General features: G+C 62.4%; 17 protein-coding genes and 1 pseudogene. 12 read left to right on the forward strand and 6 right to left on the reverse strand.

The window, feature by feature from the left end; translation table 11 throughout:
• The first annotated feature begins 10 nt into the window (after nt 1-10).
• From HCR76_RS13805 to HCR76_RS13815, 3 genes are all read left to right on the forward strand, one after another.
• Nucleotides 11-3,271, forward strand: a complete 3,261-nt coding sequence (locus HCR76_RS13805; RefSeq protein ID WP_166991604.1) for a DEAD/DEAH box helicase — start codon at nt 11-13, stop codon at nt 3,269-3,271.
• Between the two features lie 70 nt (nt 3,272-3,341).
• A complete protein-coding gene (gene poxB / locus HCR76_RS13810) occupies nt 3,342-5,066 on the forward strand; it encodes a ubiquinone-dependent pyruvate dehydrogenase (protein ID WP_166991607.1) in 1,725 nt (574 codons plus the stop codon).
• Between the two features lie 110 nt (nt 5,067-5,176).
• A complete protein-coding gene (locus HCR76_RS13815; RefSeq protein ID WP_166991610.1) occupies nt 5,177-5,623 on the forward strand; it encodes a DUF2185 domain-containing protein in 447 nt (148 codons plus the stop codon).
• Nucleotides 5,624-5,640: 17 nt separating this feature from the next.
• Here the strand turns inward: HCR76_RS13815 and HCR76_RS13820 are convergent, their stop codons facing one another.
• A complete protein-coding gene (locus HCR76_RS13820; RefSeq protein ID WP_166991613.1) occupies nt 5,641-6,252 on the reverse strand; it encodes a TetR/AcrR family transcriptional regulator in 612 nt (203 codons plus the stop codon).
• A gap of 90 nt (nt 6,253-6,342) precedes the next feature.
• Here HCR76_RS13820 and HCR76_RS13825 point away from each other — a divergent pair, with 90 nt between their 5' ends.
• From HCR76_RS13825 to HCR76_RS13835, 3 genes are all read left to right on the forward strand, one after another.
• Nucleotides 6,343-6,909, forward strand: coding sequence for a dihydrofolate reductase family protein (locus HCR76_RS13825; RefSeq protein ID WP_166991616.1), 567 nt, complete (start codon nt 6,343-6,345; stop codon nt 6,907-6,909).
• Complete coding sequence (locus tag HCR76_RS13830; RefSeq protein ID WP_166991619.1) at nt 6,906-7,589, forward strand: DUF899 domain-containing protein; 684 nt, start codon at nt 6,906-6,908, stop codon at nt 7,587-7,589. Before HCR76_RS13825 ends, HCR76_RS13830 begins: the two co-directional genes overlap by 4 nt.
• A gap of 226 nt (nt 7,590-7,815) precedes the next feature.
• Complete coding sequence (locus HCR76_RS13835; RefSeq protein ID WP_166991808.1) at nt 7,816-9,264, forward strand: DHA2 family efflux MFS transporter permease subunit; 1,449 nt, start codon at nt 7,816-7,818, stop codon at nt 9,262-9,264.
• A 213-nt stretch (nt 9,265-9,477) separates the two neighbouring features.
• Here HCR76_RS13835 and HCR76_RS13840 read toward each other — a convergent pair whose 3' ends face one another.
• From HCR76_RS13840 to HCR76_RS13850, 3 genes are all read right to left on the reverse strand, one after another.
• On the reverse strand, nt 9,478-9,864 hold the full coding sequence (locus HCR76_RS13840) for a DUF7715 family protein (RefSeq protein WP_166991622.1): 387 nt from the start codon (nt 9,862-9,864) through the stop codon (nt 9,478-9,480).
• Nucleotides 9,865-9,939: 75 nt separating this feature from the next.
• On the reverse strand, nt 9,940-11,268 hold the full coding sequence (locus HCR76_RS13845; protein WP_166991625.1) for a mechanosensitive ion channel family protein: 1,329 nt from the start codon (nt 11,266-11,268) through the stop codon (nt 9,940-9,942).
• 63 nt (nt 11,269-11,331) lie between these two features.
• Nucleotides 11,332-11,949 carry a TetR/AcrR family transcriptional regulator gene (locus HCR76_RS13850; RefSeq protein ID WP_166991628.1) on the reverse strand — a complete coding sequence of 206 codons (618 nt, stop codon included), beginning with the start codon at nt 11,947-11,949 and terminating at the stop codon, nt 11,332-11,334.
• A gap of 160 nt (nt 11,950-12,109) precedes the next feature.
• On the opposite strand from HCR76_RS13850, the gene HCR76_RS13855 reads away from it, so the two are divergent.
• Genes HCR76_RS13855 through HCR76_RS13870 form a run of 4 tightly spaced genes read left to right on the forward strand, consistent with a single transcriptional unit; the run spans nt 12,110 to nt 18,355 of the window.
• Nucleotides 12,110-13,450 (forward strand): ABC transporter substrate-binding protein, encoded by a 1,341-nt coding sequence (locus HCR76_RS13855; protein WP_166991631.1) that lies wholly within the window; start codon nt 12,110-12,112, stop codon nt 13,448-13,450.
• A 5-nt stretch (nt 13,451-13,455) separates the two neighbouring features.
• Nucleotides 13,456-14,391: a carbohydrate ABC transporter permease gene (locus HCR76_RS13860; protein WP_244971552.1), complete on the forward strand. Its 936-nt coding sequence runs from the start codon at nt 13,456-13,458 to the stop codon at nt 14,389-14,391.
• The gene (locus tag HCR76_RS13865) at nt 14,388-15,299 is read left to right on the forward strand and encodes a carbohydrate ABC transporter permease (protein ID WP_166991637.1); all 912 of its coding nucleotides are present in this window, start codon (nt 14,388-14,390) and stop codon (nt 15,297-15,299) included. The genes HCR76_RS13860 and HCR76_RS13865 overlap by 4 nt, the downstream gene beginning before the upstream one ends.
• A complete protein-coding gene (locus HCR76_RS13870; protein WP_166991640.1) occupies nt 15,299-18,355 on the forward strand; it encodes a glycoside hydrolase family 2 TIM barrel-domain containing protein in 3,057 nt (1,018 codons plus the stop codon). Before HCR76_RS13865 ends, HCR76_RS13870 begins: the two co-directional genes overlap by 1 nt.
• Nucleotides 18,356-18,482: 127 nt before the next feature.
• Here HCR76_RS13870 and HCR76_RS13875 read toward each other — a convergent pair whose 3' ends face one another.
• Nucleotides 18,483-18,965, reverse strand: coding sequence for a DUF4262 domain-containing protein (locus HCR76_RS13875; RefSeq protein WP_166991643.1), 483 nt, complete (start codon nt 18,963-18,965; stop codon nt 18,483-18,485).
• 94 nt (nt 18,966-19,059) lie between these two features.
• Nucleotides 19,060-19,149 (reverse strand): annotated as a pseudogene (locus HCR76_RS13880) (type II toxin-antitoxin system YoeB family toxin); the annotation flags it as partial.
• Between the two features lie 111 nt (nt 19,150-19,260).
• Here HCR76_RS13880 and HCR76_RS13885 point away from each other — a divergent pair.
• Nucleotides 19,261-20,094 (forward strand): MBL fold metallo-hydrolase, encoded by an 834-nt coding sequence (locus tag HCR76_RS13885; RefSeq protein WP_166991646.1) that lies wholly within the window; start codon nt 19,261-19,263, stop codon nt 20,092-20,094.
• A gap of 143 nt (nt 20,095-20,237) precedes the next feature.
• Entirely contained in the window at nt 20,238-21,695 is a 1,458-nt protein-coding gene (locus tag HCR76_RS13890) for an HNH endonuclease signature motif containing protein (RefSeq protein WP_166991649.1), read from the forward strand.
• Nucleotides 21,696-21,812 lie beyond the last annotated feature (117 nt).

The following is a 21,812-nucleotide window of genomic DNA, read 5'->3' on the forward strand; positions in this document are numbered from 1 at the left end:
CATGTGAGGCGTGCCCTTCGACGCGCTCCCCCAGATCGCACCGGATTCAGCCGCGCGCTTTGTCTCCGACGCGATGCTCCAGCGCGCTCGGTCGTATGCCTCGGGCGGGGCTGTCACCGACATGGTCTGGACCGCTGACTCTCGCATTCTCACGTCGAGCGTCACCGGAACCGAACGGCAGCCCTATCGATGCACCATCGCGCTTGTGCCGTCGGGAACGATATACACGGTCGAGCGCGCGTCGTGCACCTGCCCCGTCGGGCTTCGTTGCAAGCACATCGCGGCGACACTTCTGGTCTGCGCAGGGGAGCAGCTGCGACGCTCGGCGCAGAAACCGAACGAACCCGCGTGGAAGTCAGCTCTCGGCGCCCCGCCGCCCACGCCAACGGGCTCGGTGCCGTCAACGTCGCTCGCACTCGGCTTCGAGCTGAGACGGCGCGCGGTATCGACGAGGCGACATGCTCCGCAAACGCCGGCGACGCCAGAGGACGTCGTCGACGGCCTCTCGCTCAGATTGCGCGTTCGCCCGCTTCTGCCTGGCCGACGCGGCGGCTGGATCAAGGGAAACCTCTCGTGGCGCACGCTCGCGCACCAGCAACACCGGCTGGGCCTCGATTCAGAGCAACTGCTGTGGTTCACGCAGTTTCTCGGTCTCTACGACGCAACCCGCAACCTTGCGCTGTTTGGAGACACCGAGACTGTGCCGCTCGATGAGTTTCGCAGCCCACTGCTGTGGACCCTGCTCGCCGACGCCGAACGCGTGGGCGTCACGTTTGCCGGGTTCACGCGCGGTCTCACCGTGTCACTCGGCTCAAGCGCCACTGTGAGTCTCGATGTGCGTTCCGCAAGCGATGGGCTCCGCCTGTCGCCCCGCGTCGAGATCGACGGCGATACGTTCCGCGCACAGAACGTCTTCGCGATTGGAACGAGCGGGCTCTATGCGACCGCGGTGCGCGGCGACAGCGGCATTCAGGTGACTCTTGCCCCCGCACGCACTCCCCTGACGCCCGAGGCTCTCGCGATGTTGAACCGCACGGATGCTGTCGCCATTCCGACGACCGACGTTCCCGAGTTCTTCAGCGACTACTACCCCCGCGTCAGCGCCGGAATCCCAGTGACCAGCAGCGATGACTCCGTCGACCTGCCCGACGTGGCGCCGCCAGAGCTCGTGCTCTCGGCGACCTATGGCACCCGCGACGCTCTGACGCTCGGCTGGCACTGGGAGTATCACGACCCGCAGCGCACTCTCCACCTCACACCGAGTCTGGGTGAGCGCCGTGATGCCGACACCGAGTCCGCAACGACGGCTCAGGTTGAACGGGCTTGGCCCGACGTGCAATGGTCGACGTCGCACACGCTCCGCGATGTCGAGACGGCCGAGTTCACGGAACACGTTCTGCCTGTGCTCGAGTCGCTTGATGGGGTGCGCGTCGATGTGTCAGGCACGCGACCGGAATACCGCGAGCTCACAGAATCGCCTCACGTCGCCATCACGACTGTCGAGACCGAGCAGAATGATTGGTTCGACCTCGGCTTCGTGATCACGATCGAGGGCCGAACAATTCCGTTCATCGATCTCTTCAACGCTCTGGCTCGCGGCAAGAAGAAGCTGAAGCTCGTCGATCGCACCTACTTCTCGCTCGCGCACCCCGCGTTCGACAGGTTGCGCGAGCTGCTCGACGAGGCAGATTCTCTCGACGAGTGGGAGCCGGACAAGCCGAAGATCAGCCGATACCAGGCGAGCCTCTGGTCTGAGTTCGAAGACCTCGCAGACGAGACGCATGAGGCGGTGTCGTGGCGAAATTCCGTTGCTGCCCTCGCCGGCGGCACGATTGCCGAATCTGCTGTACCCAAGGCTTTGAACGCAGAGCTTCGCCCCTACCAGGTGCACGGGTTTCAGTGGCTCGCGTTTCTTTGGCAGCACAGCCTTGGCGGCATCCTCGCCGATGACATGGGCCTCGGCAAGACCCTGCAGGCGTTAGCGCTCATCACGTACGCGCGAGAAGAAAAGGGAACGGATGCCGGGGAGCCGCCGTTTCTCGTCGTCGCCCCGACCTCCGTCATCTCCACGTGGCAGTCCGAGGCGCAACGCTTCGCCCCGCATCTTGACGTACGCGTCATCGAGGCGACGCAGGGCACGCGCAAGACGCCGCTCGCGCAGACCGTTGCGGGTGCCGACGTCGTGATCATGTCGTACGCCGTCATGCGCATTGACGCTGCACATGTCGCGGAGCGAACCTGGGCGGGCCTCATTCTCGATGAGGCGCAGTTCGTCAAGAATCCTGACTCCAAGTCGCACGCGGCGGCGAAAGACATTCGGGCACCGTTCCGTCTCGCCATCACGGGCACCCCGCTCGAGAACTCGCTTCTCGACCTCTGGGCCCTGTGCTCGATCACCGCGCCCGGGCTGTTCCCGTCACGGCGCCGATTTGGCGAAGAGTACGTCAAACCGGTTGAGAGCGGCGAAGCTCCGCAGCGCCTTGACCGCCTGCGAAAGCGCATTCGGCCTTTCATGATGCGCCGCACCAAAGAGCTCGTCGCCCCCGAGCTGCCCAACAAGCAAGAGCAGACCATCTCCATTGAGCTCGCCGCCGACCACCGCAGCCTCTACGACACAGTGCTGCAGCGCGAGCGCAAGAAGCTGCTGGGGCTCATTGACGACATCGATCGCAACAGATTCATCGTCTTTCGTTCGCTTACGCTGCTCAGGATGCTGGCGCTTGACCCCTCTCTCGTCGACGACGAGTACGTGGGAATCACAGCGAGCAAGCTCGACGTGCTGTTCGAACACGTCGAAGCTCTCGTCTCCGAAGGGCATCGCACACTCGTATTCAGCCAGTTCACGTCGTTTCTCGGCAACGTTGCCGAGCAGCTCGATGCTCGCGGCATCCGGTATTCATATCTCGATGGCTCGACGCGGCGTCGCAAGACGGTCATTGACGAGTTTCGCGAGGGTGATAACCCGGTGTTCCTGATCAGTCTCAAGGCCGGGGGCTTCGGGCTGACTCTCACCGAAGCCGATTATGTGTTCATGCTTGATCCGTGGTGGAACCCCGCGAGCGAGGCGCAGGCGATTGACCGCACGCACCGCATCGGCCAGACGAAGAATGTCTTCGTGTATCGACTCGTCGCCGAGGGAACGATCGAAGAGAAGGTGATGGCATTGCAGCGCAAGAAGGCTGCGCTGTTCGATGCGGTCGTCGATGACGACGCGGCGTTCAGCAGTGCGCTCACCGCTGACGATATTCGGATGCTTCTCGACGACGCGTGACGCGCACGCAATCCTCTAGCATGCGACACGCGCATCTGCGAGACTCGCAACAGAGATAGGGGAGGTTTCCATGGCCACAGTGGCAGAGAACATCGTCGAGACACTCATGGCAAGTGGAGTCAAACGAATCTACGGCATTCCCGGTGATTCTCTGAACGGTTTCACGGATGCTCTGCGCACGCGTCCCGAGATCGACTGGGTGCAGGTTCGCCACGAAGAATCGGCGGCGTTCGCCGCATCCGCCGAGGCCGCACTCACCGGTGAGCTTGCCGTGTGCGCCGGCAGCTGCGGCCCGGGAAACCTGCATTTGATCAACGGACTGTTCGATGCACAGCGTTCTCGCGTTCCCGTATTGGCTATCGCCGCTCAGATCCCCACGGAAGAGATCGGAAGCGGATACTTCCAAGAGACCCACCCCGTGGAGCTCTTTCGCGAGTGCAGCGTGTATGCAGAACACGTTTCGAGTGTCGACCAGATGCCGCGTGTGTTGCACATGGCAATGCGAGCGGCCATCGAGAGGCGCGGCGTCGCCGTGATCGTGCTTCCCGGCGATGTGGGGCTCGCCGAGGCAGCGAGCGAGCTTATTGCGCCGATCTTCGGCACGACGTCAGCCATCGTTCCCGACGGGGCGTCACTCGACCGCGCTGCCGAAACTCTTAATGGGGCAGGCAAAGTGACGATCCTTGCCGGCGCCGGTTGCGAGGGCGCCCACGACGAGCTCATGAGGTTCGCCGAAACGCTGAAAGCACCGATCGTGCACGCGATGCGCGGCAAGGAGTTCGTCGAGCACGACAATCCTTACGACGTCGGCATGACCGGTCTGCTTGGCTTCGCCTCCGGGTACCGGGCGATGGAGACCTGCGACACCCTTGTGATGCTCGGAACGGACTTTCCGTATCAGCAGTTTTTCCCCGACGACGCAACAGTGGTTCAAGTCGATATTCGCGGGGAGAACCTGGGACGGCGCACTCCCATCGACGTCGGACTGCGCGGTGGTGTGCGCGAGACGATCGAGGCGCTCCTCCCCCGGCTCCGGGCGGCGAAGAACAGTCGCCACCTCGACGCGATGCGTAAGCATTATGCGAAGACCCGCAAGAAGCTCGATGAGCTCGCGACGCCGCGGCGCGGATCACAGCCCTTGCACCCACAGTATGTCGCGCGCCTCATTGACGAACTCGCCGACGATGATGCCGTGTTCACACCAGATGTCGGCTCCCCCGTTGTGTGGGCGTCACGGTACCTCACCATGAACGGAAAGCGCAGGCTGATCGGCTCGTTCACGCACGGCTCCATGGCCAACGCGCTCCCGCAGGCGATCGGTGCGCAGTCGGCGTTTCCCGGTCGGCAGGTCGTGACGTTCTCGGGCGACGGCGGCCTCTCGATGCTGATGGGTGATCTCATTACCCTGACGCAGAGCAAGCTGCCGGTGAAGCTTGTCGTCTTCAATAACTCGTCACTCAATTTCGTGGAGCTCGAGATGAAGGCAGCAGGCATCGTCACCTTCGGAACAGGTCTTGACAATCCCAACTTCGCTGACGTCGCGACGGCACTGGGAATCAAGGGTTTCCGCGTCGAACGTTCGAGTGATCTGCGAGGCGCAATGGAGGAGGCGTTCGCGCACGACGGCCCTGCGCTCATCGACGTCGTCACCGAACGCCAGGAGCTCTCGATGCCCCCAGCGATCACCGCCGAGCAGGTGGGCGGCTTCGCGCTGTATGCCATTCGAACAGTCATGTCCGGCCGCGGTGACGAGCTGATCGACCTGGCTCGCACGAATGCACGGCAGATTCTCTAGCCCCGGCGCCTGGACCTTCCTCGCTACCGGCGCGGAAGGTCTCAGCTCTGTCACGGGGTCTTGTGCGGTGTCGCTTCCTGCGTCATTGTTGATCCCAGCGGAGGATGACTATGTCCAAGAGATACGTTCTGGCTACGAGTGACCTCGTCGATCTCGCCCCGGGTTACGGAACCGCGGTGGTGTCCGACCAGATCACCGTGTCCGGGCGCGCTGTCGGGTACATGTACCGCGAGGAGCCAGACGATGGCGGTGATAGCGGGTGGCGTTTTCTTTCGGGCGACGAGTCGCAGGAGTATCTCGACGACGAACGCCACGTCGGAGTCTTCGAGGTGAACGATATCGCCAACCTCGACAACGCGATCATCGAGTACCTCGATGCTGAGTCAGGAACCCACCTCGTTCGCGTCGACGGCTCTGACGACTTTGTCGACGTCGATGACGATGGTGGTCCAGATGAACTCCAGGCCGAGTACGTGAGCTCAGATGACGACTGGGTGGAGTTCGACGTGGATGCTGTCGACAGCGTCAGCGATCTGAGAGACGACGACAGCATGTGAGTTCAGGGCGTCGGCGCTCAGTGAATTCCAGCGATGATGTCGTCGACAACCCGCTCGGCGAGCAGAGTTACGACTTCATCGCTCTGCGACGAGAGCGGTCCGTGTAGAACGAGCTGAGCAAAGCCGTGCACGGAACTCCAGCATGCCCATTCGGCACCCTCGCGCCGACGCGTGCTCAGCTCTCCCGCATCCACCATGTCGTCGAGGGCACCGATGAGCAGGGTGAACGGCGCTGGAACACTCACGCTCACCAGATCCATTGTCACTGCCGGGTCGTCGGGCTGGCCGAAGAACGCGGTGTCGAACCAGCCAGGCTCCGCCCGGGCGAATGCGATGTACCCCAGGCCGACCGCCCGAAGCCGAGAATGCGCTGGTGCACGCTCGTCTTTCGGCGGCATCCTCATGCGCATCTCCTCAGCCATCTTGCCCTGGATCGCCTGCGCGACTGCGGCGATCAGAGCCTGACGATCGGCGAAGTGCCGGTAGGTGGCATTCGGTGACACGCGCAGCTGCCGTGTAATACTGCGCAGCCCGATGGCATCCGGACCAGAGCGACGAGCCTCGGCGAGCGCTGCCTCGATCAGCTCTGCTCGCAGATTGCCGTGATGGTACGAATCTCTCGGCGACACTCTTGATTCCTCACTTGGTTCATGTGTACGGTGTCTACATCATAGGTGTTCACACTGTCCACATGTCGCGACAAACACGAGGAGGCCGACATGCGCACGCTCGCTGTGACGCAGAACATCACACTTGACGGATCGATTGAGATGCTCGACGACTGGTTCGATCCCACCGCTGACCCAGACCCCGATTACCAGGCGCTCAATGCTCGTCAGGACCGGGATGCTGATGCCTGCCTTCTCGGTCGGCAGACGTTCGAGGACTTCCGTGGATTCTGGCCACACCATGCCGACGACGCGCTGGGAGTGTCCGATTATCTGAACTCTGTGCAGAAGTATGTGGTTTCGACGACGATCAGCGATCCGGCATGGCAGAATTCGACGGTTCTGAGCACAGACCCGATCGAGCAGATCCGCTCGCTTAAACAACAACAAGGCAAGAACATCGTGTGCACCGGCAGCATCCAGCTCACACACGCGCTGATCAGCGCCGGGCTCGTCGACGAATATCGACTCTTCACCTACCCCGTGGTGCAGGGGCGCGGACGACGGCTCTTCCCCACTGGCGTCCAGATGCCGAAGCTTCGGCTCATCGAGTCACAGTCGTTCCGCGACGGAGTTGTCTTCGCCGCCTATCGTCACGACCAGAAGGATCACCAATGAGTTCTGCATTTCCGCGCACCGTCGATGCCGAGACCTGGCGGCGTGAGCTTGACGCACTGAGGGTACGAGAAAAGGCAGCGACACGAGAGCTCGACGCGATCGCCGCCCAAAGGCGGCGCCTTCCCATGGTCGAGCTTCCCGAATACACGCTTGACGGCGAGACGGGCCCGCTTTCCCTGGCCGACGTCTTCGAGGGGCGGTCGCAGCTCATCACGTACCACCATATGTGGTTCCCTGGGGAGACGTGGCAGTGCGGCGGATGCACGTCGTTTACCTCTCAGTTCACACGATTGGAGTTCCTGCGAAACTACGACGCACGATTTGTCGTCGTCACGCAGGGGCCGATCGACGAAGCACTCGCGTACAAGCGCCGGGTCGGCAATCAGATGACGTGGTACTCCTCCGCCAGGAGCAGCTTCGGGGCCGACGTTGACGCGCCGGCTGGCGGCGGCTTCGCTGTCAACGTCTTCCTTCGCGACGGCGAAACCGTGTACCGCACGTGGCACAGCAGCGGCAGAGGTACCGAACAGATCAGTCACACATTTCCTCTCATCGACCTCCTGCCATGGGGTCGGCAAGAGGAATGGCAGGATTCGCCTGACGGCTGGCCCGTCGCACCTGCGTACAGTGGGTGGCTCGATTCTCCGGAAATTGCAGCGTTGTATGGCGAGAAGTCCTGACGCACCCGGGCAAAGAGTGTGAAACTCTTGCCAAATTCGCAATTCGATGGTGGAATAGTTCGGCTCAGCGCGCGGTTGGCTCTCTCATTGACGTGAAATACCGTCGCACGATTCCCCCTAAGTTCTTGCGCTTTCACCGCGCCCGCACACAACGAACGGAACACTCTTGACTGACCGCACCTCTGTCTCTACGCCAGAGTCCGGAACCGCAACGCAACCAGCACACATGAAGGTGATCTGGCTGCTGCTCGGCGCTGCCTTCGTGGTGATTCTCAACGAGACGATCATGAGCGTCGCCCTCACCGATCTGATGCGCGACCTCAGCATCTCTGCACGCCTCGCCCAGTGGCTGACTACGGCGTTCATGCTCACCATGGCCGTTGTGATTCCGATCACCGGCTTTCTGCTGCAGCGTTTCACAACGCGACAGGTGTTCATCGCTGCGATGACGCTCTTCTCCCTCGGCACCGCGCTTGCGGCGATTGCGCCGGGGTTCTGGATGCTGCTTGGCGCACGCGTCGTGCAGGCATCCGGCACCGCGATCATGATGCCGCTGCTCATGACCACGATCATGACCCTTGTTCCACCGGCCTCCCGCGGAAAGACTATGGGAAACGTGTCGATCGTCATGTCTGTCGCCCCGGCGATCGGGCCGACAGTCTCGGGCATCATCCTCGATTCGCTCGGCTGGCGCTGGATGTTCATCATCGTTCTGCCGATCGCCGTCGCGATGCTCGTTATCGGTACCAAGTTCATCACCAACGTGAACGAACCGCGCAAGCTTCCCATCAGCGTTCCGTCGATCATCGTCTCCGCCATCGGATTCGGGTCGTTGGTCTACGGGTTGAGCAATATCGGCAGTGGCGACGGCGACAACCCGCAGGGCACGCCCGCGAGCGTCTGGGTGACTATTGCCGTTGGCATCATCGCCCTCGTCGTCTTCGTCTTCATGCAGAAGCGCCTGGAGAAGAAGGACGATGCACTTCTCGACACACGCACATTCGCCTCTGCGAACTTCTCGACGTCAGTCGTGATGATGGTCGTCGCCATGATGGGGCTGTTCGGCACCATCATCCTTCTGCCGATCTATCTTCAGCAGGCGCTCCACCTCGAGCCGCTGTTCATCGGACTGCTCGTTCTCCCCGGTGGACTGCTCATGGGCGTGATGGGTCCGTTTGTCGGGCGCATGTACGACAAGGTCGGCACCAAGCCTCTCCTGGTTCCCGGAACGATCATCGTGGCTGTCGTGCTCTGGACGTTGGCCTTGACTGTGTCTGCGACGACGTCGCCGTTCTTCATTCTCGGCGCGCACCTGGTGCTGAGCCTCGGTCTCTCGTTGCTGTTCACCCCGCTCTTCACGTCGAGCATGGGGTCAGTGCGACCTCACCTCTACTCGCACGCGAGCGCGATCGTGGGAACCGTGCAGCAGGTGGCCGGCGCAGCGGGAACGGCGCTCTTCGTCACAGTGATGGCCACTGTGTCGACCGGTCTCATGACTGACGGTGTCGCCGAAGACGCAAGTGTTGCAAGCGGAGTTCGTGCAGCGTTCCTCGCCGGAGCGATCATCTTCTCGTTCGCGATCATCGGCGCATTCCTCGTAAAGAAGCCCGCCGATGACATCGCAGACGACCATAAGTCTGACGACGATCTGGTGGAGGCTGACGTAACGGCCTGACGCACACCGTCGAGCCGACAAGGAGGCTCGCTCTGACCTCACGACTCAATCCGAGTCTGCTGGTACAGAGCGAGCCTCCATTCGCCGTTTAAGCGCACAGTGTGTGCCACCTTTGACGTTCGAGAGCAAGGATGCCGTTGTCGCGATCGTCATCGACCATGCGATCGCGCTAACAACTTCGGCTCGCGAGGGATAGAGTCCCGGCGACGTCACTCACATGATCGGGCGACGCTCTCGAGCTCGTATGGTGCTGCGATTGCGCTCGAGAACCGTACCCTCGTTCCACTGCGTTGCAATGATGCGAGAGGCGCGGGCGATATCGCGGGCGCACTCAGGGCAGCACCAGTCGCTGAGCCCCTGCTTCACCGCAGCTTCGTAGGGGCGCAGATCGACGGCGACGTTGTCGACAACCTTTGCCGTCGTCGTCATGTGGCCAGACGAGACCCCAACAAAGCTGCGCGCGCAAGCGCAACTCCAATCGTCGATTGCGGTGGCGTCCTGACACGGACCCACATCGACAACGAGTTCGCCCGGCACCGCGCGCATAAAATCGTCGGGGTTCTCACCCTGCAAATCGGTGGTTGCAATGAGTACTTTCATGATCTTCTCCCGTGTTTCGGTTGGAAGATCCGGCACATGCTAGACCATATGGGCGGCGACCGACATTGCCAGCACCTATTGCCGTGGCGGCTGCTGCTCAGCATCCTGAGTCGGGAGCGGCGGACGTGGTGGCGGAACCTGCTGCCACCCCTGCGGCTGCTCGCTCGTGACCGGCTGCGGCTCCGTGACCGGCTTCGATGAGTCGGCGAGCTGCTGGTCAAGCTTCTCCTGCTCCTGAACGGGGATCGCGCCCGTGAACATGCTGCCGCGCGCTTCGGCTTCGGGAGATCCAGAGAACATGCCGGAGCTGTCGCGCTCGGAGTCGGCCTCTGCGCCCTTCGGCCCTGAGCGCGCCATTTTGCGGTCCATTGCTTCGCCGTCGATCATCTGAACGCGCGTCACGGGCAACGAGAAGTTGCCCGTCTTCTGCAGCCACGAGATCATTTCTTCGCGAACGAGGCACTGCAGATCCCACAACTTGCCTGAGTCCGCGGCCGACACCGTTGAGCGCGCCGTGACGAAGCCGCCCGTTGCATCGATGATCTGCAGAGAGCCGCTGCGGCCGTCCCACAGCTCGGTATTATCGAGCACCTCATGGAGCTTCACGCGCATTGCGGCGATATTGACACGCCAGTCGATCTCGAACGGGATGGTGCCGAGAATCTGGCTGGCATTGCGCGTCCAATTGGTGAAGGGCTGCGATGTGAAGTATGTGCACGGAACGATGAGCCGCCGTTCATCCCAGATGTCGACGACAACGTAGGCGAGAGTGATCTCACCGATGCGCCCCCATTCGCCTTCGACAACGACGACGTCACCCACGCGAGCGGCGTCGCTAAAGGCAAGCTGCACACCGGCGATCAGGTTGCCCAGAACAGTCTGCGCGGCGAGACCGGCGACGATGCTCGCGATGCCGGCGGACGCGAGGACGCTCGCGCCGATCGTTCGGATGCCGGGGAACGTCATGAGAATCGAGCCGAGGGCTATCACGACGACAATCACGATCAGAAGTCTGCGCACCATCGTCATCTGCGTGCGCATGCGGCGGGCAGCAATGGTGTCTTCGGCACCGGCGTACTTGGCATTCGACACGTCGGCGAGCACATAGACAGCACTCACGAGCAGCCACGCCACGAGCCCGATCATGATGATCGACAACAGGTGTACGAGGCCTGGAATCCATCCGGGGAGAGGGAACGCCGCCGCGACGACTCCCCACAGCGCGGCAATCGAAATGAGGGTGCGGAACGGAAGTTTGCATCGCGCCCGCACATATTGGAGAGCGGGTTTGCGACGTTGCAGCGATGTCAGTCCCAAAGCGATGACGAAGAAGATGGCGACAACGACGATGGCTGTCGCGACAAGTGCAATGGCGAATGTCAGCCATGACTGCAGAGGATCCATGCGGCAGACTCCTTTCCTCGAGTGCCCACGATGCCACAGTTCCTTCTGTTTTCGCTTGCGGGTCTACCTCAGTTTCGCTCCTTCCGGCTCGGGGAGAATGATGCTGTCGAGGTAGTCCTTGAGGCATGCGGCCATATCGATGCTGGGGTCGAGAAGCCATTGAAGCTGGATGCCGTCCCACAATGCCACGATCGATGACGCAGCGCGTTCCGGGTCGACGCCTGCACGTAGCCTGCCCTGTTCCCTCAACATCACGAGCTCCGTTGAATACTCGCCGCGCAGCCGAGCGAAACGAGAGACGAAGTACTCGCGCCCCGGGTAGTCCGTCGTCACAGATTCTCCGCAGAGCACCGAGTACAGCTCGATGAGCCCCGGAACGCTCTCGTTGAATCTCGCCTGCTCGACGAGTGTCGTCTCAAAGTCGCCGTCCTCAGCGATCGGCCCGGTGTCCGCCTCTGCGTCGCGCTTGTTCAACACAGCCACCAACAGGTCGGCCTTCGACGGAAAGTAGTGAAGCAGGCTCGTCTGGCTGAGCCCGACACGGTCGGCAACGTCTTGCAGCGAACCGCCCCGGTAGCCCCGCGAAGCGAACACCTCGAACGCCGCATCGACGATGCTTCGCCGACGCTCGGCCGACTTGGCATAGGGTCCGCGACGCTTCGGTGTGCCCACGTTGCTCATGCCGGAAGATTATCGCGTCAAACAGTTTTCGACGAATTTCGAGTGGTTACTCGAATTTGTGTTATGTTTCCAGACGTCGCCAATCCATACCAGCACCACCCGGGTGATGACGACTTAGTTCTCTTCTGAACACGCATTGACACAACGAAGTGGAGATCGTATGACACCAGTCACACGACGGCAGCTGCTGAGCTTTGGGCTCGGCTCGGTCGCAATCGGGATGCTGGCCGGCTGCGCAACACCGGGAACAACCTCGGTGAATGCTCAACCCGTGATCGCACCGGCAGCGACGGGGGAAAAGATCACCCTCACCTACTGGGCCTGGCTGAAGAACCTGCAGAAGGTCGCGGATATCTGGAATGCAAAGAATCCGAACGTTCAGGTTGATGCCGTGTGGATTCCCGGCGGCAACGACGGCGGGTACCAGAAAATGTACTCGGCTCTTGCCGCGGGCGGCGGGCCCGATCTTGCGCAGGTGGAGATGCGCACGATTCCCGAGTTCATGCTCGTCAACGGGCTCGTCGACCTCTCGCGCTACGGCGCTGACAATCACGCGGCGAAATTCGACAAGACGCTGTGGGATCAGGTGAGCTTCACGGGAGGCGTCTACGGGGTCCCTCAGGACTCCGGCCCCATGGCCACGTTCTACCAGCCGGCTCTCTACGACACGGTGGGCGGAACACCGCCGGGAACCTGGGACGAATGGGCGGAGCTCGCGAAAGAACTGCGAGGCCAGGATATCTACCTCGAGTGCTTCCCCATCTCTGACGCCAGTCCGTTCTGCGCGTACGCGACGCAGGCGGGGGCACGGTGGCTGACACCGGAAGAAGACGGCTGGGTCATCAACATGACCGACGAGGCGACGCTGAACGTCGCGCGCTTCTTCGACGCGGCCATCGACAAAGACCTCGTCACCACGAGTTACACCCCGTACTCACCGGCGTGGTATGCCGCTGCCGCAGACGGAAAGCTCGCGGCGGTGACAAGCGCAAGCTGGGGCGACGCCTTGGTTGAAAGCGTCGCCGGCGGCGGTGGCAAGTGGAAAGTTTCGCCCATGCCCACCTGGGGCGACAGCGGCTTCGGCTCAAGTTACCTCGGCGGATCGACGGCGGCGGTTCTCGCCAACAGCGCACATCCCCAGGAGGCACTCGAGTTCGCCGTCTGGATGTGCACGGATCGCGAAGCGATCGATGCTCTCATCAAGCACTGCGGCATCGGCTGGTCGCCCGCGGCCGACTACATCGGCGCCTCGCGCCAGGAGCCGTCTGATTTCTTCAGCGGGCAGAACTACAACGAAGACGTGTTCGTTCCGGCGACACAGCAGCAGAACCCCGACTGGTCGTGGTGGCCCGTGACGCAGCAGTCGTTCAACATCCTCTCTGACGGCTTTCGCCGCAAGGCGTCGGGAGGCACACTCGTCGACGCGGTCGCGTACGCCGAGACGGAGATCATTGACGCGTTCAGGCACAAGGGCCTCAGCATCCGGAAGGAGAAGGCATGAGCACCATGACCGAGCGCGTGACAACACGCGGCACCACTTCTACGCAGAAGGGCACGCGCACCAACGCGATGGCACGAGCGCCCTGGCTGCTGCTTGCACCGTTTCTGCTGCTGTACATCTTCACCTTCATTTTGCCGATCATCGTCGCCATCGGCTCCAGTTTCACGACAGTGAAGAGAAGCGGTCTTTTCGGCGAGCAGGGCGTGACAAGCCAGTTCGCCTGGTTCGACAACTACGCGCTCGCCCTCGCCGACGGCAACTTCATCGCCTCGATCGGCCGCATGCTGCTCTTCGGCATCGTGCAGGTGCCCGTCATGATCGTGGCGGCCACGGTGCTCGCACTGCTGCTTGAATCAGCATCCGCCAGGTGGCCGGGCCTTTTTCGCGCCGCCTACTTCATGCCCTACGGCGTTCCCGGCGTAATTGCCACGATCCTTTGGTCCTTTCTCTACGTTCCGGGCCTCAGCCCCGTGATCGACGTGGCGAGTTGGATCGGCCTCGACATCAACTTTCTCGGCGCGGGAACCGTGCTCTGGTCGATCGCAAACATCGTGACCTGGAGTTACACCGGCTACAACATGCTCATCATCATCGCGCAGCTCAAGGCGATTCCGGCCGAGTTGTACGAGGCAGCACGAGTCGACGGTGCGGGCCCGTGGCGCATCGCGCGCAGCATCCAGATTCCCCTGATCACCCCAGCACTCGTGCTCACAACGGTGTTCTCGATCATCGGCACCCTGCAGCTCTTTGCCGAGCCGCAAGTGCTGCAAACCGTGGCTCCCGCAATCGACAGCCAATACACGCCGAACCTGTCGGCATACACAACAGCATTCGCTTATAACGACTACAACGTCGCTGCAGCCCAAGCTGTGCTCATCGCGGTCGTCGCGTTCGCTCTGTCGTTCGCGTTCCTCCGCCTGACGAACAGGAAGAGCAAATGACGACGACATCACCCAAGACAACACAGCTGAAAGCTGTAAAGCCCGGCCTCACATCGAGCCGCATGGCGGGCCGTCGCCGCTCATCGACGATCATCGTCACGGCAATCCTCGTGATCGTCTCCCTGTACTTCATCGTCCCGGTGTACTGGGTGATCGTTGCCGCAACGAAGACGACGGAAGACCTATTCTCGACGTACGGATTCTGGTTCGCACCGACGTTCGCGCTGTGGGAGAACCTTGGCCAGGTGCTGACATATGGCGGCGGCATCTTCGTGCGCTGGTTTCTCAACTCCCTTCTGTATGCGGGGGTCGGCGCGGTGCTCGCCACCTACTTCGCAGCGGCAGGCGGCTATGCCTTGGCGAAGTACCAATTCCGCGGCAACAACCTCGTGTTCGGAACGATCCTCGGCGGCGTGCTGGTGCCGGCGACGGCGACGGCGCTTCCGCTTTTTCTCCTGTTCAGCCAGCTGGGTATTGCAAACACCTACTGGAGTGTTCTCCTCCCGTCACTCGTGTCGCCCTTCGGTCTGTTTCTATGCCGCATCTACGCGCAGGCGACAGTTGACAACGCACTGCTCGAGGCCGCGCGAATCGACGGCGCAGGCGAGATCCGCATCTTTCATACGGTCGGGCTGCGCCTCTTGACCCCCGCGCTTGTGACGGTGTTTCTGTTTCAACTCGTGGCGATCTGGAACAATTACTTTCTGCCGCTCGTGATGCTGTCGGACTCGAAGCTGTACCCGATCACACTCGGCCTCAACAACTGGCTCAGTCAGGTTGACCGGCTGCCGGAGTTCTACGAGCTCACAACGGGCGGCGTTCTGCTCTCGGTGATTCCACTCGCCATCGCCATGATCGTGCTGCAGCGCTTCTGGCGAGGCGGCCTCACGGAAGGATCTGTCAAGTAATGACCTCGTATCTCACCGACGTCGGGCCGGGGGCGGGCGCTCGCACGCCTGCGCGGTCGTGGCTGCACACGGATGCTCCGACTCTGTCGTTGAACGGCGACTGGCGCTTTCGGCTGCTGGCCGGAGCGCCGGGTGAGCCTGGTGCCGCCGGTGCACTGCCCGCGGGCGAGGGCATTGACGATGTGTCGCTTGTCGACTTCGATGATGCGTCGTGGGAGAGCATCCCCGTGCCCTCTCACTGGGTACTGCAGGGCGATGGCAGCTACGGCGCACCGATCTACACGAACGTGCAGTTCCCCTTTCCGATCGATGCCCCGAACGTGCCTGACGACAACCCGACAGGTGACTACCGCCGCACGTTCGATGTGCCGAAATCGTGGTCGGAAGCTGAGCGAATTCTCTTGCGATTCGACGGCGTCGAGTCTCGCTACACGGTGTGGGTAAACGGCGTCGAGATCGGCGTGGGCAGCGGTTCGCGGCTCGCGCAGGAGTTCGACGTGACGGATGCTGTCGCGACGGGCGAGAACACGATAGCCGTTCGCGTGCACCAATGGTCTGCCTCGAGCTACGTCGAAGACCAGGATCAGTGGTGGCTTCCCGGCATCTTTCGCGACGTCACGCTGCAGGCACGGCCCGTCGGGGGAATCGACGATGTGTGGCTGCGCGCGGGGTTCGGCGACGACAGGTCTGGCGTGATCACGGGTGAGGTGACAGCATCCGAATCTGCATTCCCCGTTCGCCTGAGCGTGCCCGAGCTAGACATTGACATCACGTGGGCGAGCGCCGATGACGTGACACCGATGACGGTGGATGCTGTCGAACCCTGGACGGCCGAAACACCTCGGCTCTACGAGGCATTCGTCTCGAGTGCCGCCGAGTCCATTTCGCTTCGACTCGGGTTTCGTAGCGTGCACATCGACGGCGACCGGTTTCTCGTCAACGGCGAGCGCGTCGTGTTTCACGGCGTCAACCGCCACGAAACGCACCCCGACCGAGGTCGCGTTTTCGACGAGGAGTGGACGCGTGCTGACCTCACGCTGATGAAGCAGTTCAACGTCAACGCCATCCGCACGAGCCATTACCCACCGCATCCGCGAGTTCTCGACATCGCAGACGAACTGGGCTTCTGGGTGATTCTCGAGTGCGATCTCGAGACGCACGGCTTCGAGCGCGGGGGCTGGGCCGGCAATCCGAGCGACGATCCGGGCTGGCGCGATGCGTATCTCGACCGCATCGAACGGACGATCGAGCGCGACAAGAACCACCCGTCGATCATCATGTGGTCGCTCGGGAATGAATCAGGTACGGGCCAGAACCTCGCCGCCATGTCGGCGTGGGCCCATGAGCGCGACCCCGAGCGTCCTGTGCACTACGAGGGCGACTACACGGGCGCGTACACCGATGTCTATTCCCGCATGTACTCGTCTGTGCCCGAGACCGACGCGATCGGGCGCGACGATTCGCGGTCGCTGCTGCTCGGCTGCACGGCACCCGAGTCGGCGAGGCAGCGATCGAAGCCGTTCATTCTGTGCGAGTACATCCACGCCATGGGCAACGGACCCGGCGCCATCGACCAGTACGAGAACCTCGTCTGGGAGCATCCTCGCCTGCATGGCGGCTTCGTGTGGGAGTGGCGCGACCACGGGCTGCGCACGCGGGATGCAGACGGCACCGAGTACTTCGGCTATGGAGGCGACTTCGGCGAGGTCGTTCACGACGGCAACTTCGTCATGGATGGCATGGTGCTCTCTGACAACACGCCGTCGCCCGGACTGTACGAGTACAAGCAGGTCGTCGCACCGGTGCGGCTCACGGTGGAGCGCACGACATCAGGGCCGGATGCTGCGACAGCACTCACGCTGACAGTGACGAACCGCCGACACACGGCCGACACGAGCGACCTCGAGTTCCGCTGGAGCGTGGAGACTGACGGCGTCGCGACCGCAACCGGCGTCGTCGAGCTCGACCTGGTCGCGGCGGGCGCCGTGCAGACGGTCGCTCTGCCTGAGCTCAGCGTGCCCGCCAGCGGCGAGGCCTGGTTGACCGTCGAAGCTGTGCTCAATAAGGATGCCGCGTGGGCACCCGCCGGGCACAGCATCGTGTTCACGCAGTTCAACCTCGCTTCGCAGCGCACCGGGCTCCAGGGGCCGCGGCTGACAGCATCCGACGTCTCAGGCGCCATCGCCGCAGAACGTCAGCTCGGCCCGGCGCGCTTCAAGCACGGCGAGCTCGTGTCGTTGGCGGGGCAGCCTGCCTCGGGGCCACGTCTCGAGCTGTGGCGCGGGCCGACGGACAACGATCGCGGGCAGGGGCGCGGCTCATACGAGCACGTCGATCCGTGGCTGAACAATGGCAATGGCGAGACGGCACCCGCGTACGACACGGTGTGGCGCGCAGCAGGACTCGACCGCTTGAACTCGCGCGTCGAACTCGTCGAGACAGGCACGGATGCCGTGCACGTACGCCGCCGGTGGTCTGCCGCGAACTCGCGCGACTCGATTGTCACCGACGAGCGCTGGCAGCTCGTCGACGGCGAGCTCTGGCTGCGCACAGACATCACACCGACGAGCGGGTGGAACATCGTGTGGCCGCGCATCGGACTGCGCTTTGAGCTTCCGACGGACATCGACGGCGCTTCGTGGTTTGGCACAGGCCCCCTCGAGTCGTATCCAGACAGCAGGCATGCCGCGCGCGTCGGTCGTTTCGAGGCGGCGCTCGACGAGTTGACTGTCGATTACTCGCGTCCGCAAGAGACCGGGCACCGCAGTGATCTGCGATCGCTCACCGTCGCGCGTGGCGGCAACGACTGGCTTCAGTTTGATGCCGCCGCAGACGCGCGCGGGCGCAGGCCAGGCTTCACCCTCACGCGGCATACGGCGCAGCAGCTCGATGTGGCGCGGCATCCGCACGAGCTGCCCGACAACGATGTGACGTACCTCTACATCGACGCGGCGCAGAACGGCCTCGGATCGCGCGCTTGCGGGCCTGACGTCTGGCCCGACTTTCTGCTGCGTCCGGAGGCACGCACCATCGCGTTGCGCTTCAATGCCCTGTAGCCGCGCACTCATTCGGAGATTCGATGCGACACGCCGCAGAAGACACTGTTTCGCACGGCGCATCGCCTGGATCTCCGAATGTGTGTACACGAGGGAGCCCGTCCGCAGCGCGAACGGGCGGACACGTTTACGCCGAAGCGGCCCCGGGGCGGGGCTGGACCCACGCGGGGTATGAGTACCCGTCTTCTCCCGGGAACGCGCCTTTGTCGTCCCATGTCAGTTGATAGGCCTGCACGGTCAGAAAATCTGGCCGGTCGTAATGCCGGTTGGCAGCGAAAAGGTACTGGGCAGGGTCGGGAAACTTCTCTACGAGAAAGCGTGGAGCGTTGTCATCTGGTGAGATGACCTGCCCCGGCAGAAGTTCTTCCCCGCCACGAATTCGATCGAAGAACCAGTTCAGCGTGTGTGCGGCCGATTGCTGTGTGAGGCCGAAAACGATCAACTCTGGATGCCCCAGGCCAAAGAGCCCCACGGAATAGCAGAACGACGGCGACGTCGCCTCCCCGAAAACGTATTGCAGATAGCATCCGTATTTGCGAATTGTCAAGGCGACGTGGCGATCTTCCTGGTCGAGCCAGGCTTGCGTTTGTGCGGTGTCAGATTCATTCATGCCGAAACGCTAGGGCGCGGCACCGACATCGTCCGATGGCCGAACTTTCGCGAACTGACAGGATCGAGCGTTCTCGCCGTCACGCAGCATCCAGTCAATAGTGATATCGCGCCTGAAGGATCGCGAGGTCTTCGCCATCGACGAGGTACACACGTCTGTGTTCCTCAGTTATGCGTTGCGACCAGGCGCCCTGCGCACCCTGTTAGCTCGTCATGCCTGAAGCGCGATATCCACCATCCGATCGGTCGATCTGTGACCCTCCCTCCGAGGGCGGAAGGGGTGGCACACTGGGACCATGAGCGAACAGCATCCGCGCCTCTGGCTCTGCGCGACGTGCGGGGTCGAGTATCCGCCCGGCCCAACGCCGCCCGAGCTATGCCCCATCTGCGAAGACGAACGCCAGTACGTGCCCGCAACCGGGCAGCGTTGGACGACACGTGCCGAGTTGCGCGACTCCGGCCAGGCGGTCGAGGTCACGCAGGTCGATGACCTCCTCTGGGGCATCAGCGCTCCCGGCGTCGGAATCGACCAGCAGGGCATGCTCGTGCAGACGAACGAGGGCAACCTGCTGTTCGACGTGCCGGGATTTATCGATAAGGCCGCAATCGACCGAGTGCGTGAGCTCGGTGGCATCCGCCATATAGTGGCGAGCCACCCGCACATGTACGGCGCGCAGTCGGCGTGGAGCAGCGCGTTCGATAATGCCGCCATCTGGGTGGCGGAAGCCGACGTCGGCTGGCTCGGGTACCGCACAGATACCGTGCGCACCTGGAACGAGCCGTTCGACATTCTGCCGGGTATCCGCCTCGACCAGATCGGTGGGCATTTTCCTGGAAGCACAATCGCGCACTGGAACATCGGCGCAGGCGGCCGAGGCGTGCTCTTCGCGGGCGACGCGATCTTTCCGACGCCAGATGGCAACGTCACTTTTCTGCGCAGCTACCCCAACCGCATCCCACTCTCCCCCGCCGTCATCCGGCGCATGGCCGATTTCGTACAGCGGTATCGATTCGACGTTCTGTACAACAACTTCGGTGCGTGCGTTCCGCGGGATGCTGCCGCAATCGTTCAGCGATCGGCCGACCGCTACATCGCCTGGACGAGCGGCGCCAACGACCACCTGACGTAGCGAAACTCTGGCCTCGACTGGATCATCGAGCGCTACCGGGTGAAGGTCGACACGGCGCCTAACATTGTAATCAGTGCTCGTACATTTGTTCGAAGATTAATTACGTACTGGTACTTTTCTTCGAATATTGCTATGATTGAGCCATGGATTTGCAGCGCTGGTGCTCACTGTCACAGAGCCCATTGCCCATGGGCGATACGGGCGACAGTCTCGGCGATGAGTACTGGATGATTAGAGATGCCGTGGAGCTCGAGGACGGTTCCATGCTGCCGTCCGCAGAGTTCGGAGACGCACTCGAGGCGGGTCTGGATGCCGTTGGGGCTGCCTACGATCAGACACAGCGTGCCCAGGCGTTTGTCGTCGAGAACATCTACCGGGCGCATGACGTGTACGTGCGCTCTCGCGATGCAGTGCTCGCCCATTCCTCCGCCGAGTCTCACCCGGGCCAGCTTTCGGACGACCAAGCGATGGAACGCTCGTTTGTCTCCGAGATCGCGGCAAAGATCGGCGTCACCGACAGGATTGCTGAGGGAATGATCCGCGAGGCGATCACACTCATTGATGATCTGCCCCAAGTGATGGACGCTTTTCGTGTTGGGTTTACGAGTTACCTGCACGCTCGCACAGCAGCGCGGCAGGCCTGGTCGCTGCCGGTGGAGGCACGAGCCGATTTCGACGACGCAATCGTGGGCGCTGCCCGCACGCAGAGCCCCACACGATTCACGCAGACCGCCCGAAAGCTGCGCGAAAAGCTGCACCCAGAGTCCATTCAGACCCGCAAGAACACGGCGTTCGACGAGCGACGCGTTGAGCACGATCCTGCCGAAGACGGCATGGCCTACCTCAGCCTCTACCACTCGGCCGACGTGACGACATCGATTGTCGAGCAGGCAACCACTCGCGCTCGTGCCCTGAGAGCGGCAGGCGACCCGCGCACGCTGCGGCAAATCGAGGCAGATCTCATTGCGGAGTCATCCACGACCGGAATGCTCGTCACCACAGCCTCAACCGCTGATGACGACTCAGCTGATACTCCTGTCACTGACACCTCAGATGACACTGAAGGCACGGGCAGCACGAATGCCGCGCCGAGTGATTCCGGCACCGTCACACTCACCCGTGCACAGTTTGCCGCGCTGCGGCCCGGCGTCGTCATCACCGTTCCCGCCCTCTCCCTCATCGGCCGCAGCGCAGAACCTGCAGATCTCGCCGGGTACGGACCCATCGACCCCGATACGGCGAACACGCTCATCGGCCAGGCGACCAGCTTCGTCCGCGTGCTCACCGACCCGCTCACGGGCGCTCATCGGCACACCGACCCGAAGAAATACCGACTCAGCGAGAAGATGAAACGAGAAATACGTCTTCGCGATGTCACATGTGATTTTCTCGAATGCAATGCACCCGCAATATATTGCGACATCGACCATATTCAAGCGTGGGAAGATGGCGGCCTATCGACGGCCGCGAACCTCCACGCGTTGTGTCGACGACATCACACGTTGAAGCACACAACGAACTGGACTCCACGAAGACTCCCCGATGGCCGAGTGCAATGGACCTCCCCCACAGGAATCAACTACGTGACGAGGCGGGAATAATCAACCTGCGCGGCAAGAACACCTGATATGCCCTCATTTGAGGAGCGGCTTGACTGTGAATCTGCCTCAGAACTGCCGTTTTTCGCCACAATTCTGCCCGTGCGGCAGAATCTCGAC

This window comes from Paramicrobacterium chengjingii, from assembly GCF_011751765.2.
Classification (GTDB): domain Bacteria; phylum Actinomycetota; class Actinomycetes; order Actinomycetales; family Microbacteriaceae; genus Paramicrobacterium; species Paramicrobacterium chengjingii.

What these genes read in the sequence shown, in the direction of transcription:
- HCR76_RS13835 (WP_166991808.1), top strand. Translation starts at nt 7,816, where the DNA reads ATGAAGGTGATCTGGCTGCTGCTCGGCGCTGCCTTCGTGGTGATTCTC.
- HCR76_RS13850 (WP_166991628.1), bottom strand. Translation starts at nt 11,949, where the DNA reads ATGAGCAACGTGGGCACACCGAAGCGTCGCGGACCCTATGCCAAGTCG.
- HCR76_RS13830 (WP_166991619.1), top strand. Translation starts at nt 6,906, where the DNA reads ATGAGTTCTGCATTTCCGCGCACCGTCGATGCCGAGACCTGGCGGCGT.
- HCR76_RS13815 (WP_166991610.1), top strand. Translation starts at nt 5,177, where the DNA reads ATGTCCAAGAGATACGTTCTGGCTACGAGTGACCTCGTCGATCTCGCC.
- HCR76_RS13860 (WP_244971552.1), top strand. Translation starts at nt 13,456, where the DNA reads ATGACCGAGCGCGTGACAACACGCGGCACCACTTCTACGCAGAAGGGC.
- HCR76_RS13845 (WP_166991625.1), bottom strand. Translation starts at nt 11,268, where the DNA reads ATGGATCCTCTGCAGTCATGGCTGACATTCGCCATTGCACTTGTCGCG.
- HCR76_RS13855 (WP_166991631.1), top strand. Translation starts at nt 12,110, where the DNA reads ATGACACCAGTCACACGACGGCAGCTGCTGAGCTTTGGGCTCGGCTCG.
- poxB (WP_166991607.1), top strand. Translation starts at nt 3,342, where the DNA reads ATGGCCACAGTGGCAGAGAACATCGTCGAGACACTCATGGCAAGTGGA.
- HCR76_RS13865 (WP_166991637.1), top strand. Translation starts at nt 14,388, where the DNA reads ATGACGACGACATCACCCAAGACAACACAGCTGAAAGCTGTAAAGCCC.
- HCR76_RS13870 (WP_166991640.1), top strand. Translation starts at nt 15,299, where the DNA reads ATGACCTCGTATCTCACCGACGTCGGGCCGGGGGCGGGCGCTCGCACG.
- HCR76_RS13885 (WP_166991646.1), top strand. Translation starts at nt 19,261, where the DNA reads ATGAGCGAACAGCATCCGCGCCTCTGGCTCTGCGCGACGTGCGGGGTC.
- HCR76_RS13890 (WP_166991649.1), top strand. Translation starts at nt 20,238, where the DNA reads ATGGATTTGCAGCGCTGGTGCTCACTGTCACAGAGCCCATTGCCCATG.
- HCR76_RS13875 (WP_166991643.1), bottom strand. Translation starts at nt 18,965, where the DNA reads ATGAATGAATCTGACACCGCACAAACGCAAGCCTGGCTCGACCAGGAA.
- HCR76_RS13840 (WP_166991622.1), bottom strand. Translation starts at nt 9,864, where the DNA reads ATGAAAGTACTCATTGCAACCACCGATTTGCAGGGTGAGAACCCCGAC.
- HCR76_RS13825 (WP_166991616.1), top strand. Translation starts at nt 6,343, where the DNA reads ATGCGCACGCTCGCTGTGACGCAGAACATCACACTTGACGGATCGATT.